The sequence below is a fragment of the Arthrobacter pullicola genome (genome assembly GCF_014836875.1).
Lineage (GTDB): Bacteria > Actinomycetota > Actinomycetes > Actinomycetales > Micrococcaceae > Arthrobacter_B > Arthrobacter_B pullicola.
The window spans coordinates 2,555-15,923 of sequence record NZ_JACSQC010000007.1 but is presented as its reverse complement, the minus strand read 5'-3'; the positions used below and the strand labels follow the sequence as shown (position 1 = coordinate 15,923).

General features: G+C 66.4%; 14 protein-coding genes. 2 read left to right on the top strand and 12 right to left on the bottom strand.

Features of this window, described 5'->3' with window-relative positions; translation table 11 throughout:
- Window positions 1–86 precede the first annotated feature (86 nt).
- Entirely contained in the window at window positions 87–1,220 is a 1,134-nt protein-coding gene (locus H9638_RS13935; protein ID WP_191748354.1) for a bifunctional 2-methylcitrate synthase/citrate synthase, read from the top strand.
- Window positions 1,221–1,332: 112 nt separating this feature from the next.
- Here H9638_RS13935 and H9638_RS13930 read toward each other — a convergent pair whose 3' ends face one another.
- Entirely contained in the window at window positions 1,333–1,824 is a 492-nt protein-coding gene (locus H9638_RS13930; protein ID WP_191748352.1) for an 8-oxo-dGTP diphosphatase, read from the bottom strand.
- A gap of 61 nt (window positions 1,825–1,885) precedes the next feature.
- On the bottom strand, window positions 1,886–2,896 hold the full coding sequence (locus H9638_RS13925) for a zinc-dependent alcohol dehydrogenase family protein (RefSeq protein ID WP_191748350.1): 1,011 nt from the start codon (window positions 2,894–2,896) through the stop codon (window positions 1,886–1,888).
- A gap of 199 nt (window positions 2,897–3,095) precedes the next feature.
- Between H9638_RS13925 and H9638_RS13920 the strand changes: the two genes are divergently transcribed.
- Entirely contained in the window at window positions 3,096–3,428 is a 333-nt protein-coding gene (locus H9638_RS13920; protein WP_191748348.1) for an ArsR/SmtB family transcription factor, read from the top strand.
- A 30-nt stretch (window positions 3,429–3,458) separates the two neighbouring features.
- On the opposite strand, the gene xerD is transcribed toward H9638_RS13920, so the two are convergent.
- From xerD to H9638_RS16900, 10 genes are all read right to left on the bottom strand, one after another.
- Window positions 3,459–4,400, bottom strand: a complete 942-nt coding sequence (gene xerD, locus H9638_RS13915; RefSeq protein WP_191748648.1) for a site-specific tyrosine recombinase XerD — start codon at window positions 4,398–4,400, stop codon at window positions 3,459–3,461.
- A 293-nt stretch (window positions 4,401–4,693) separates the two neighbouring features.
- Entirely contained in the window at window positions 4,694–5,362 is a 669-nt protein-coding gene (locus H9638_RS13910; protein WP_191748346.1) for an NUDIX domain-containing protein, read from the bottom strand.
- A 5-nt stretch (window positions 5,363–5,367) separates the two neighbouring features.
- The gene (locus H9638_RS13905) at window positions 5,368–7,062 is read right to left on the bottom strand and encodes a CTP synthase (RefSeq protein ID WP_191748344.1); all 1,695 of its coding nucleotides are present in this window, start codon (window positions 7,060–7,062) and stop codon (window positions 5,368–5,370) included.
- The gene (recN, locus tag H9638_RS13900; RefSeq protein WP_191748341.1) at window positions 7,059–8,807 is read right to left on the bottom strand and encodes a DNA repair protein RecN; all 1,749 of its coding nucleotides are present in this window, start codon (window positions 8,805–8,807) and stop codon (window positions 7,059–7,061) included. The genes H9638_RS13905 and recN overlap by 4 nt, the downstream gene beginning before the upstream one ends.
- Window positions 8,804–9,760: an NAD kinase gene (locus H9638_RS13895; RefSeq protein WP_191748339.1), complete on the bottom strand. Its 957-nt coding sequence runs from the start codon at window positions 9,758–9,760 to the stop codon at window positions 8,804–8,806. The genes recN and H9638_RS13895 overlap by 4 nt, the downstream gene beginning before the upstream one ends.
- A 51-nt stretch (window positions 9,761–9,811) precedes the next feature.
- A complete protein-coding gene (locus H9638_RS13890) occupies window positions 9,812–10,669 on the bottom strand; it encodes a TlyA family RNA methyltransferase (RefSeq protein WP_191748337.1) in 858 nt (285 codons plus the stop codon).
- Window positions 10,670–10,671: 2 nt separating this feature from the next.
- Window positions 10,672–10,953, bottom strand: coding sequence for a hypothetical protein (locus tag H9638_RS13885; RefSeq protein ID WP_191748335.1), 282 nt, complete (start codon window positions 10,951–10,953; stop codon window positions 10,672–10,674).
- Window positions 10,954–10,962: 9 nt separating this feature from the next.
- A complete protein-coding gene (locus H9638_RS13880; protein WP_191748333.1) occupies window positions 10,963–11,958 on the bottom strand; it encodes an HAD-IIA family hydrolase in 996 nt (331 codons plus the stop codon).
- Window positions 11,951–12,778, bottom strand: a complete 828-nt coding sequence (locus tag H9638_RS13875) for a tetratricopeptide repeat protein (RefSeq protein ID WP_191748331.1) — start codon at window positions 12,776–12,778, stop codon at window positions 11,951–11,953. The genes H9638_RS13880 and H9638_RS13875 overlap by 8 nt, the downstream gene beginning before the upstream one ends.
- The coding region (locus H9638_RS16900; protein ID WP_225217444.1) for a hypothetical protein at window positions 12,778–13,369 on the bottom strand (592 nt) is incomplete at its 5' end. The genes H9638_RS13875 and H9638_RS16900, both read right to left, overlap by 1 nt.

The window sequence follows — 13,369 nt, the reverse complement described above, 5'->3', positions numbered from 1 at the left end:
ACCTGACCTGACCGTCCAGAGTCCATCACCAAGAAGAAGGCGCCGCCCCACCCTGATCTGCGCACCACGACGAAGGAGTCCAAAAGATGACAGACACAACCATTCACAAGGGCCTGGCCGGAGTGCTGGTGGACACCACCAGCATTTCCAAGGTAAATCCCGAAACGAATTCGCTGCTCTACCGGGGCTACCCGGTCCAGGAGCTCGCGGCCCGCTGCAGCTTCGAAGAAGTGGCCTATCTGCTGTGGAACGGCGAACTCCCCTCCGCGGAGGAACTTGCGGAGTTCACCAGCGGCGAGCGGTCGCAGCGCGCGCTGACCCCGGAGCTGAAGGCGGTGATCGACGCCCTGCCGTCGACGTGCCACCCGATGGATGTCTGCCGGACAGCGGCGTCCGTCCTGGGCGCCGAGCATCCAAAGGCCGAGGACTCCTCCCGGCTGGCCAACATGGAGAAGTCTGTCAGCCTGTTCGCCGCCATGCCCGCCGTCGTCGCCTACGATCAGCGCCGCCGCCGCGGCGAGGACCTGGTGGAACCGCGGGAAGACCTCGGTTACGCGGCGAACTTCCTGTGGATGACCTTCGGCGAGGAAGCCGCGCCGGAGGTGGTGGAGGCGTTCAACGTCTCGATGATCCTGTACGCCGAGCACTCCTTCAACGCCTCGACGTTCACGGCGCGGGTGATCACCTCCACCCTGTCGGACCTGCACTCCGCGGTGACCGGCGCCATCGGTGCCCTCAAGGGCCCGCTGCACGGCGGGGCCAACGAAGCAGTGATGCACACGTTCGAGGAGATTACCGCCAGCGCCCAGGACCACGACGTCGCGGCCCACGCCGCGGCCTGGCTGGACTCGGCGCTGGCGGATAAAAAGAAGATCATGGGCTTTGGCCACCGGGTCTACAAAAACGGCGACTCCCGGGTACCGACCATGAAGGCCTCCCTGGACGCCATGGTCAAGCACTACGACCGGCCGGACCTGGGCGAGCTCTACACGGCCCTGGAATCAGCGATGGCCGAGCGGAAGAACATCCTGCCGAACCTCGACTACCCTGCAGGCCCGGCCTACCACCTGATGGGCTTCGACACCGCCACCTTCACGCCGCTGTTCGTCGCGGCGCGGATCACCGGGTGGACGGCGCACATCATGGAACAGCTAGAAGCCAACGCGCTGATCCGGCCGCTGAGCGAATACAACGGCGCGGACGAGCGGCACCTGGGCTAGCTTGGCCGCTCACGCGCCTGGCTGAGGTGTTGCTGCCACTTTGGGACTTTGCTGCCAGAGCGCCGCGGAGCAAAGTTCCAAAGTGGCAGCAGAACGGCATACCGCAGCGGCGTCAGGAAAAGACGACGCTGCCCACGCACTCGTTGTCCGGTGCGAGGGTGACGGCGGCGGCGAAGTAGTCACCGGCGATGACCTTGGGCAGCCAGTACGCTGAGTCTTCCCACATCTGCGCATACGGCACGGCGTCCACGGAATACCAGGCAGGCGTGATTTCCGTGGACGGCGCCGGTTCCCCGGACCAGTTCCAGGTGCGGTAGACCACGGTGGACATGTCCCAGTCCGGCCGGGCCGGGAACATGAACTCAATGCTTCCAGCAGGTTCGAGGTCCTCCTCTGCCACGGAGACCCCGGATTCCTCGAAGACTTCCCGCACAGCGGCCTGCGCAGCGGTCTCCCCCGGCTCGACGTGCCCGCCAAGGGTGACAATCCGGCCGACGCCGAACCCCGTCTTCTTCAGGCCCAGCAGTACTTCCTGCCCGCCGTCCGGGGTTTCGCGGAACAGGAAGCACAGGACGACCGGTGAGACTTGAGGGTGTCTGAGCATCCCCCCAATCTACCGCTGTCTGTAGATCCGGGATCCGCATCCCTGGACCCTCACGAGCTCATCACGCCACCTCAATGACAATCTTGCCGAAGGCGCCCTGGGCCAGCTTCTCATAGGCGCGGGGGGCCTCCTCGAATGGGAAGACGGAATCGATGACCGGGTGAATCGCGTGCTTATCCAGGAAGCGGACGAGGTCATTGAAGGAACGCCGGTGGCCAACAGCGATGCCCTGGATCTGTGTTTGGTGCCAGATCACATCCATGAGGTCGAGAGTTGTCGTCTGGCCATCGAGGAATCCGATGACAGCAACCAGTCCGTTCCCCTTGGCTGCACGAACTGAGTTCCGCAGCCCGTCGCCGCCCACCACGTCAAGAACAACATCCACGCCTGCACCGTCCGTTAGTTCCAGGACGGCGCCGGCCCAGTCCGGGGATGTGCGGTAGTTGATGGTGTCAGTTGCACCCAGCTCCCGGGCACGGAGCAGTTTCTCGTCACTGCTCGAGGTCACAATTATCCGGGCACCCATGGCGGACGCGAGCTGGATGGCAAAGATGGACACGCCGCCGGTGCCTTGGATGAGGACCGAATCCCCCGCCTTCAGGTTCCTGTATTCACGCATGGCAAACCAAGGGGTCAGTCCCGCGATCGGCAAGGTGGCGGCTTCAACGTCGGTCATGTCCGGCGGCGTCGGGACGACACTGTCCTCACTAAGGAGCTGATACTCGGCCAGACCACCATCCAGCGGTCCACCCAACTGGAAGTCCGCGTATTCGGGCAACCAGGGCCCGTCCTGCCAAGTGGAGTAGAAATGGGAGGTTACACGGTCGCCCACGGCGACCTTTGTCACGTCCCTGCCCACCGCGGCGACCGTTCCGGCCGAATCCGCCCCGGGGATCAGTCCCTTCGGCATTTTTTCCGGAGCATAGATGCCATCCACCAGTGCCTTGTCCCGGTAGTTCAGCGATACTGCGGAGACCTTGACCAGCACTTCGTGCGGTGCCGGGGAAGGTACGTCCACCTCGCGAAGGTTCAGGTTTTCGAGTCCGAAGTTGTCGAGTGTCCAGGCGCGCATGCTGTTGATCCTTCATGTTCATGGGGGTGCTTTGCCGCCGCGGCGAGCCGTCGGCCGCCGGGCAGGAGTCAACAGTAACCATTAGTTTGATAGTTATCAAAATAGACTGGAATCAAATAATGCTGGAGCAGAGGCCGGGGCAGGCTATCCTAGTGAGGCCCGTCTGTACCGCAGCCGGGGACAGTATGGAAGGTAGGACATGGCGCCTCGACGGGACATTACCGATGAGCCTGAACTGGCTGACTTCGATTTTTCCCGGGTCCTGAACGCCATAGCGGATCCGATTCGTTTGGCGATTGTCGTCCAGCTCGCTGAGGGCTCGACCGAGCTTCGCTGTGGCTCGTTCGATCTGCCGGTCCACCCATCCACCGCTACGCATCACTTCACTGCGCTGCGTCAGGCAGGGGTAATCCACCAGTACTACTCCGGCACCGCGCGCATGAACGTGCTGCGGCGCGATGATCTTGAGGAAGCCTTCCCGGGGTTCCTTGAGTCCGTGGTCCGTGCCGCGTCCAAGGCGCCTGCAGGCTGACCTGCGGCTGGACTCAGCCCGGCGCCCAGCTCACAGTGCGCGGGGGTGGGCGGCTGCGTAGACTTCGCGCAGCGTGTCGGCGGTGACCAGGGTGTAAACCTGCGTGGTGGTCACCGATGCGTGACCCAGCAGTTCCTGGACCACGCGCACGTCGGCTCCACCTTCCAGCAGGTGGGTGGCGAAGGAATGCCGCAGGGTGTGCGGAGAAACATCCCGGTCGATTTTGGCGCGTTCAGCAGCCGCTTTCAGGATGGTCCAGGCGCTTTGCCGGCTCAGCCGTCCGCCGCGGGCATTGAGGAACAGCGCCGGAGTGCCTTTGCCTTTGGCAGCCGCACCGGGCCGGCCACGGACCAGGTATTCGTCCAGTGCGCGGGCGGCGTAGGAGCCCAGCGGCACCAGGCGTTCCTTCGACCCCTTGCCGAAAAGGCGCACGACGTCGGGGCCGTTGGCAGGGATCCGTTCGAGGGACAGGTCATCGATGTCCAGCCCCACGGCCTCGCTGATGCGGGCGCCCGTGGAGTAGAGGAATTCGAGCAGGGCGCGGTCGCGCAGGCCGGTAGGCGTATCGAGTGGAATGGCCTCGAGCATGCGGGTGACTTCGTTGACGCTGATCGCCTTGGGCAGGCGTTTGCCCGGCATCGGCGGATGGACGTCGCTCGCCGGATCCACCGGGGTTAGGCCTTCGAGCGCCCAGAACTTGTGCAGGCCGCGGACCGCCACAATGGTCCGGGCAGCCGACCGGATGCTCAGCGCTGCGGAGCCGTCCGAGCCTTCAACGATCGACCGGGCGAACGCGGTGACGTCATGACGGGTTATGGCTGTGACGTCGGTGCGGCCGCCGGCGGCTAGGAACCGGGCGTACCGGAGCAGGTCGCGGCGGTAGGCGTCAACGGTATTCCTGGCCAGCCCGCGTTCAACGGCCATGTGCTGGAGGTAGCTGCCGATCGCCCGTCCCACGGCGGTGGAGCGCAGCTCCTCCTCGGCTGACCGGGAGCTGCGCGCGGCGGTGCGTGCGGCGCCTGCGGGCTCCGGAGGCGCGGCACTCTCCCCAGTGGGTTCCTCAGCCGGCCCCCTGGCTCCCCCGGTGGCGGGGGTCGAAGCGGCAACGGCCCCGGCCGTCAGCTCCGAGGTCTCCAGGATGAGGGTGGGATTGAGCTGGGACTGCAGGACCAGGTCGATCGTGTCGTTGATGGAAGTCCGGTCCTGCGCGGACCGGCTACCGGGGCCGCTGCCTGCGGCGGGGACGGCGGTGGGCACCCATTCCCCTAGCGGACAGAACCGTTGGGCCAGGCGTGGTGCTCCGAGTGATGCTCCGGCCACGGCGCGTCGGCTGGCCGGAGGTTCTTATAGCCGGACGGGCGCGCAGCAGCTGCGGCCAGGACGGCGGCGGCCGCCGAAGGGCTGTGCAGGCGGCCTTCGAGGACGGCCGTGACGGCGTCATCCAGGTCGACCCAGAGCATCTTGATTTCGGCTTCCTCGTGGAAACGTTCGTGGCGTTCCGCTTCGGGAATCTCGTGCAGCCCCCGGGCAAGGTAAATGCGCAGCTCTTCGCGCGACGACCCGGGCGAGAGGAACAGATCCGTGAGGACGTTCCAGTCCTCGGCCACCAGGTCGGCCTCCTCGGCCAGCTCGCGCACGGCGGCGGCCAGGTAGTCTTCACCCTCCACATCCAGCAGGCCGGCCGGGATTTCCCAGAGCGTCATGCGCACCGGATGCCGGTACTGGTTAATCAGCAGCACCTGGCCGGCGTCGTTCATGACCAAAATGGCCACGGCACCGGGGTGCGCGATGAAGTCGCGGACCAGGGGCTCGCCGTCGTCAGTCAGGGTGAATTTTTCCTTCACCACGTCCCAGATGGGACCGCTGTAGGCAACTGTGGATTCCAGCAGCCGTCGCGGACTTTGTTCGTCGGCGAACCCCCGGTCTTCGCTCATGTTGCTTACGCCTCCGCGCCCTGGTGTGCCAGGGCGGCCCTGACCAGTCCGGCGAAGAGCGGGTGCGGCCGGGTGGGACGCGAGCTCAGTTCCGGGTGCGCCTGAGTGGAGACGTAGTACGGGTGGACATCCTCCGGCAGTTCAACGAACTCCACGAGGGCACCGTCCGGGGAAGTGCCGGAGAAGACCAGGCCGGCTTCGGCGATCTGCTCACGGTAGGCGTTATTGACCTCGTAGCGGTGGCGGTGGCGTTCGGCGACGGCGGTCTTGCCGTACGTCTTGGCCACAACAGAGCCTTCGTCGAGCTTCGCGTCCCAAAGGCCCAGGCGCATGGTGCCGCCCATGTCGCCCTGGCCAGCCACGATTTCCTTCTGCTCCGCCATGGTTGCGATCACCGGGTACTTGGTGTCCGGTTCGAATTCGCTGGAGGAAGCACCTTCGAGGCCGACCACGTTGCGGGCGTACTCGATGACCATGCTCTGCAGACCAAGGCACAGGCCCAGGGTCGGCAGCTTGTTTTCGCGGGCGAACTTCAGGGCACCGAGTTTGCCTTCGAGGCCGCGGATGCCGAAGCCGCCGGGAACGCAGATGGCGTCGACGCCGGCGAGGGCCTTGCGGGCGCCTTCTTCGGTGGCGCAGTCATCGGAGGGGACCCAGCGGATCTTAACCTTGGTGTTGTTGGCGAATCCGCCGGCACGCAGGGCCTCGGTAACGGAAAGGTAGGCATCGGGCAGGTCGATGTACTTGCCGACCAGCGCCACCTCCACATGGTGCTTGGGGTTATGCACGGCCTCAAGCAGACGGTCCCACTTGGTCCAGTCGACGTCCTTGAACTTCAGGCCCAGGTGCTGGACGATGTACGCGTCCAGGTTCTGCGAGTGCAGGGTCTTGGGGATGTCGTAGATGCTCGGGGCATCCGGGCAGCCAATCACGGCATCGACGTCGACGTCGCACATGCGGCCGATCTTGTCCCGCATGGCGTCCGGCACCGGGCGGTCCGAGCGGATGACGATCGCGTCCGGCTGGATGCCGATGGAGCGCAGGGCTGCCACGGAGTGCTGGGTCGGCTTGGTCTTCAGTTCCTGCGACGGGCCGATGTACGGAACCAGGGAGACGTGCAGGAAGAAGACGTTGTTCCGGCCGATGTCCTGGCGCACCTGGCGTGCCGCTTCGAGGAACGGCTGGGACTCGATGTCCCCGACCGTGCCGCCGATTTCGGTGATGATGACGTCAGGGTGCTTCCTAGCCTCGGAGGGCAGGCGCATCCGGCGCTTGATCTCGTCGGTGATGTGCGGAATGACCTGGACAGTGTCACCGAGGTATTCGCCGCGTCGTTCCTTGGCAATGACGGTGGAGTACACCTGGCCGGTGGTCACGTTGGCCGACCCGTCGAGGCTCTCGTCGAGGAAGCGCTCGTAGTGGCCGATGTCGAGGTCCGTTTCGGCGCCGTCATCGGTCACGAAGACTTCACCGTGCTGGAAGGGGTTCATTGTGCCCGGATCCACGTTGAGATAGGGATCGAGCTTTTGCATGGTCACGGAGAGGCCGCGTGCCCGAAGCAGGTGACCGAGGCTGGAAGCCGTCAGTCCCTTACCAAGGGAGGACGCCACGCCACCGGTGACGAAGATGTGTTTGGTCGTAGAAGACGACTTGGGAAACCTGGGATTTGATCGCTGCACCACGGAATTCGAGCCTATCACCTTTTGTTGGTCTGTGTCGTTGCTTCAGCGGGGACGGCAGCCGTCGCCAGCAGTTCCTCGGCGTGGGCACGGGCCGACTCCGAGTCCTCGTGGCCTGCGAGCATCCGGGCCAGTTCCCTGATCCGGGCCTCGCGGTCCAGCACGACGACGTCACTGGCGGTTACGCCGGATCCGTCACCTGCCGAGGTTGAGGTTTTAATCACGCGGATGTGGTGGCCGGCGAAGGCCGCCACCTGCGGGAGGTGCGTCACCACGATGACCTGAACGTGCCGGGCCAGCATAGCCAGCCGCCGGCCGATTTCGATGGCCGCCTTGCCGCCGACGCCGGCGTCAACCTCGTCGAAGACAAACGTCGGGACAGGGTCCACTTCGGCCAGCACCACTTCGATCGCGAGCATCACCCGGGAGAGTTCACCACCGGATGCACCCTTGCCCAGCGGACGCGGCGGCGCTCCGGGATGCGGGGCGAGGAGAAATTCGATGGTGTCCGCGCCGTGCGGTCCCATCTCGCCGGTGTTCTCCACGTTGATGACCAGGCGGGCGTCCGGCATGGCCAGGGCGGCGAGTTCGGCGCTTACCCGGCTGGAGAGTTCCCCCGCGGCCTCGGTGCGCAGTTTCGTCAGTCCGGCAGCCTGGTCGCGGAGCCTGGCCTCGAGTTCGGTGAGCTCGGCTTCCAGGGATTCAATCCGGTTGCCGTCGTCACCCAGGTCCGCCAGCCGAACCCGGCTGGTTTCGGCCCATTCCAGGACCTCGTCGATGGACGGCGCATACTTGCGCACCAGCGTTGCCAGCTCAGCCCGCCGGGACTCCACTTCAGCCAGCCGGCCCGGCCCCTCGCCGTCGAGCGAGGCACTGTAACTGGAGAGTTCCGCAGCGATGTCCGTCAGAATGTAGCCGACCTCGGCCAGCCGCTGGCCGGCCTGCGCCAGGGCGGGGTCATGCTCTCCGGCCTGCTCAAGCTGGCGCTTGGCGGCGTCCACCAGGGACGTCGCGTCGGAACCGTCGGCGAAGTCCCCGGCCACCAGGGCCTCGTGCGCTTTGACGGACGCGGTCCGGAGCTCTTCGATGTTGCCCAGGCGCATGGCCTCGGTCTTCAGCGTTTCGTCTTCCGCCGGCTCGGGTGCCACCGCGTCGATTTCTTCCAGCGAGGCTGCCAGGAACTCCGCCTCCCGGAGCCGTTCCCGTGCGGTCTCCCGCAGCTCGGAGAGCTCCGCGGCAGCTGCCCGCCAGCGGGCGTACCCGGTGCGGTATTCCTCCAGCGCAGTGCGCAGGGACTCCCCCGCGTACTTGTCCAGTGCCTCGCGCTGGGCCGCGGCACTCTTCAGCCGCAGCTGGTCGGTCTGCCCGTGCACGGCAACGAGGTGGCTGCCCACTTCCCCCAGGACACCGACGGGGGCCGCCCTGCCGCCCAGGTGGGCGCGGCTGCGGCCGTCGGCATTGACGGTGCGGGCCACCAGGAGTTCGACACCGCCGTCGCAGGCTTCGATCTCGGCTCCGGCTTCCACGGAACGCAGCACGGCCGGGCTTTGCTCCGGGAGCCGGACCACGGCTTCGGCCAGCGCGGATTTGGCACCGGTGCGCACGGCCCCGGCGTCCGACCTGGCTCCCAGCAGGAGCCCCAGGGCGGTGATCACCATGGTCTTGCCGGCACCGGTTTCGCCGGTGACCACGGTAAACCCGCTCCCCAGCGTCAGCGTGGCATCGGTGATGACACCAAGGTCCCGAATGCGTATTTCCTCAATCACGGAATTACTCCTCCGCCTGCGTCTGCGTCTGCGTCTGCGTCTGCAGGATGGTTCATGGGTCCGCGCCAGCCCTGCGTGGGCAGCTGGAACTTGCGGACCAGCCGTTCCGAGAACGGAGTTTCATGGGTTCGTGCCAGGCGCACCGGCACGGCCGACCGGGTGACTTCAACCCGGGCTCCGGGCGGAAGATCGTAACTGCGCCGTCCGTCGCACCAGAGCACACCGTTAGCTGCGTTCCGGGCAAGGATCTCCACCGCAAGAATCGATTCCGGTGCCACAACCAGGGGCCGGGAGAACACGGCGTGGGCGCTGATCGGGGTGATGAGCAGGGCTTCCACCTCCGGCCAGACCACAGGGCCGCCGGCCGAAAAGGCGTAAGCAGTGGAGCCTGTCGGGGTGGCCATGACCACGCCGTCGCAGCCGAAGGAAGAAATGGGGCGCGCGTCCACCTCCATCACGATCTCCAGCATGCGCTGGCGGTCGGCTTTCTCCACAGCTGCTTCGTTCAGGGCCCAGGTATGGGCCAGCAGCTTGCTGTCCAGCCAGACCTTGACGTCGATCGTCATGCGCTCTTCGACGGTGTAGGACCGGTCCACGACCCACCGCACGGTCTTTTCCAGGTCTTCGCGTTCGCTTTCGGCCAGGAAACCCACGTGCCCCAGGTTCACGCCGAGCAGCGGAACCCCGGTCCCCCGCACCAGCTCCGCGGCGCGCAGGATGGTGCCATCGCCGCCGAGCACCATGCCCAGGTCCACCCCATCGAGCGGGACGTCGTCGTGCAGGATCTCGGTTGGCGCCGTGAGCTGCCCGTATTCGGCCTGGATGTCCTCCAGGTCCTGGGAGCGCATTACCGGGGTCAGCCCGGCGGCGTGCAGCTGGGTGCAGACTTCCTGGGCCGCAGCCATGGCGGCCTTCCGGCCGGTGTGCGCGAGCACCAGTATTCGTCTGCTCATATCTTTCCAGTCCTGTTCTGCCCACGGGGGAGCAAGTGTGTTGCCGTCCGGTCAGTCTTCTATGCCTTCCGGCACCTCCGCAAACGCCGGAACTTCCTGGGAAGGTTCGTGGAAGACGGAACTGACCAGCGCTGATGCTGCCGCTGAACGATCAGCGGCAGCCCGGACGGAACTCTCTGGGACCGTCATCCACATAAAGAATTCCACATTCCCGTTCTGCCCGGGCAACGGACTGCGGGCGATTCCGGCAATTTCCAGACCCGCGCCGACGGCGGCCTCCGCCACGCGCTCCACTGCCAGGCGGTGCCGGGCCGGGTCGGTAACCACGCCGGTGCGGCCCAGCAGTTCGCGGCCAACCTCGAACTGCGGCTTGACCATCAGCAGCAGGCTGCCACCGGGGGCCGTGGCCGCGGCCAACGGTCCGACAACCATGGTCAGCGAAATAAAACTCAGGTCTGCGACCGTGAGCTCCACGGTGCCGCCGATCTGGTCCGGGGTGAAGTACCGGACGTTCATCCCTTCGAAAACACGGACCCGGGGATCAGCACGAAGCGAGTCCACCAGCTGGCCATGGCCGACGTCCACGGCCGCGACTTCCTTTGCCCCGGAACGCAGCAGCACATCCGTGAATCCGCCCGTGGAGGCACCGGCGTCGAGGCACCGAAGCCCGGCGGGCGACACCCCGGGAAAGGCGGCCAGCGCGCCGGCAAGTTTGTGCCCTGCCCTGCTGACGTAATCCGGACCGCCGTCGTCCGCGACGCTCAGCTGGTCATCCGGCTGGATGGACGCCGAGGGTTTGGTCAGGACAGTGCCGCCGCGGGCGACGCGGCCGGCTGCGATGAGTTTTGCGGCATGGGTACGGGAGCGGGCAAACCCCCGGGTCACGAGTTCCTGGTCAAGCCTGGCCACGGCTACCCGGCTCCCGGACCGGGAACGGGGCTCCCCTTGATGCCCGGCGGCTCCTCGTTCAAGGCCGCGAGCAGCCCGTCATGGAGTCCGGCATAGAGGGCAGCGTGTTCTGCCACCGGGAGATCGGGCACCCGGTCCAGCCCGGCCAGGACAGCGTCCACTCGGGGATCGCCGGTCAGGACCGGACCGCCCGGGATGCGCCCGGGAGTGCCTTCCCGGGCGGCGGGGCCGGTTTCGGTGTCCGGAGCCGCGTCCGTGCCCGGTTCCTCATCGTTTTTGTCCACGGACAAAGCCTAACTGCCGCTGCCGACAGTCCAGCGGACTTCAGGGCTGGTCGCCACCGGAGCGTCGGGGTGGGCTTCCCACCACGCGGCGCAGGCAGCCCGCCATCCGTCAAGAGACTCTTCAGGCGCGGTAATTTCCACCGCGCCGCCCGTGACGCGGGCCAGGGCATCCCCGCAGCGGAATCCTTCCCCGGCCCGGACCACCTGAGGGTAGGGCTCATAGAGGGCAGCCAGATTCGGGATCAGGTGGACCGGCCGTTCCGCGGTGCGGGCTGCCAGCGCGGTGGCGGGGCTGTCCACCCCGGTGAGCACCAGTGCTGACGCATAACCCGCAGTGTTGCCGCCGAGGATGTCGGTATCCAGGCGGTCGCCGACGACGAGCGGCCGCGAGACACCGAGGTGACGGGCCGCCGTCGTGAACAAGGGCGCCTCAGGCTTCCCCGCGACCAGCGGCGTCCTGCCCGTGGCAGCCGCTACCGCCGCAACCAGGGTGCCATTGCCCGGTGCGATGCCGCGGGCCTGCGGGATGGAGAGATCCGTGTTCGTTGCGACCCAGACGGCGCCGGCGGCGACGGCGAAGGCCGTCTCCGCCAGGTCTTTCCAGCCCAGCCCCGGATCGAAGCCCTGGATAACAGCCACCGGCTCATCATCCGCGGAACTCACCGGTTCCAGGTCCTGAGCGCGGACCTGGTCGGCCAGCGTGGCGCTGCCGGTCACCAGGACCCGGCTTCGGGCAGGGATCAGGCCGGCGAGCAGCTCGGCTCCAGCCTGTGCGGAGCCGAACACGGTCTCCGCAGTGGCCGGCGCCCCCAGCTCCCGCAGATGCTCCGCAACGGTCTCCGAGGAGCGGGAAGCGTTATTCGTAACGTAGGCCAGCTTGATACCGGCAGCTTCGAGCCCCTGCAGCGCCTCCGGTGCACCCGGAATGGCATGCGGTCCGGCATAAACAACGCCGTCGAGGTCCGCAAAGACCGCGTCGAAGTTCTCTACCAGCGCCTTAGTCATGACGACCCGCGGTGTCCTCGGTCCTCACATCGTGTTCAGTATCCGCGGTGTCCTCGGATTCCTCGGCTTCTTCCGCACCGAGGAGGGCTTCACGCTCGTCGCCGGGAAGGGCGTCGTCGGACTCGTCCTCTTCAGATTCCGGAACGGCAGCCTCAGGAGCCTGCGCATAGTTGCCGGAGCGGTCCTCAGCGGAGGCACCGGTGTCCCCTTCGGCGGAGTTCCCTTCGCTGTCCCGGCGGAACCGCGGCTTGGCGGGCGCTTCGTCGTCGTCGCCCAGGTCCATAATCTCGGGCTCAGCGAACTCTCCCATGCCCAGCACACTTTCGGCCAGCAGCGCCTGCCGGCGCCAAGGCTCAGCTTCGCCGCCGCGGCCTGCGAGCTCCAGGGCATCAGCGTAGGCGCGGAACAGCCGGGGGCTGTAGGAGAACGCACGGTTCTTATCCAGCTGCGGAATTTCCAGGGCGTGGACGGCGGCGTCGTACTGTTCCATATCCATCCGGGCACCGGAGGCTGCGATCGCCATATCCACCTTGCCGGCAGGATCCATTTCCGCCGCTTCTTCTGAGCGGGCCAGGTCCAGCGCACGGTCAGGACGGCCCAGGCCGCGTTCGCAGTCAGCCATCATGGCCAGGTATTCGTTGGAACCGCTGATCCGCCGGTGGGTGCGGAACTCGCGCAGCGCGTCGCCAAACTCCCCCGCGGCGTAAGCCGTCAGGGCCACCGCTTCACGGACTGCCGCCATGCGTCCGCCGCGGCGGCTGGCAGCGAGAGCGTGCTGGAAAGCCAGCTCCGGATCGGTGTCGATCAGCCGTCCGGCCATCACCAGGTGCTTGGAAACCCATTCACCATTGACCTCTTCGAGGTTGCGCAGCTGGGCTCGGGTGACCTTGTCCAGCTCCTGACCTGTGACGTCATCATCAATTTCCGGTGACCGTTCCCGATCTGCGCGGTTTGCGCTGCGCAGGTCGCGGGCGTTGTGCTTGCGCTCGGTAACCGGTGCTTCCTCGGCGCCTCGGGCCCGGTCATTGCTCCGGGAATCATTGCTCCGGAACGGACGGCCAGACGACGGACGTCGATCTGAGTCCTTGCGGAACGGCTTACGGGCTCCACGGTCATCGCCACCAGCGAACGGCTTGCGGTCGCCACGATCGCTGCTGAACGGCTTACGCTCACCATCACGAGCCGGACGATCACCGTACGACTTACGCTCATCCCGACCGGCATAAGGCTTGCGGTCGCCACGGTCACTGTTGAACGGCTTACGCTCATCCCGACCACCGCCGAACGAACGACGCTCACCACGATCGTCACGACCAGCGAACGGCTTACGCTCACCACGATCGCTGCTGAACGGCTTACGCTCACCATCACGAGCCGGACGATCACCGTACGACTTACGCTCATCCCGACC

Bases quoted from the DNA above. Each gene is read 5' to 3' on its own strand.
- H9638_RS13930 (WP_191748352.1), bottom strand. From the start codon at position 1,824: ATGCTCAGACACCCTCAAGTCTCACCGGTCGTCCTGTGCTTCCTGTTC.
- H9638_RS13895 (WP_191748339.1), bottom strand. From the start codon at position 9,760: ATGAGCAGACGAATACTGGTGCTCGCGCACACCGGCCGGAAGGCCGCC.
- H9638_RS13920 (WP_191748348.1), top strand. From the start codon at position 3,096: ATGGCGCCTCGACGGGACATTACCGATGAGCCTGAACTGGCTGACTTC.
- H9638_RS13910 (WP_191748346.1), bottom strand. From the start codon at position 5,362: ATGAGCGAAGACCGGGGGTTCGCCGACGAACAAAGTCCGCGACGGCTG.
- H9638_RS13925 (WP_191748350.1), bottom strand. From the start codon at position 2,896: ATGCGCGCCTGGACACTCGACAACTTCGGACTCGAAAACCTGAACCTT.
- H9638_RS13875 (WP_191748331.1), bottom strand. From the start codon at position 12,778: ATGGCCGGACGGCTGATCGACACCGATCCGGAGCTGGCTTTCCAGCAC.
- H9638_RS13935 (WP_191748354.1), top strand. From the start codon at position 87: ATGACAGACACAACCATTCACAAGGGCCTGGCCGGAGTGCTGGTGGAC.
- H9638_RS13880 (WP_191748333.1), bottom strand. From the start codon at position 11,958: ATGACTAAGGCGCTGGTAGAGAACTTCGACGCGGTCTTTGCGGACCTC.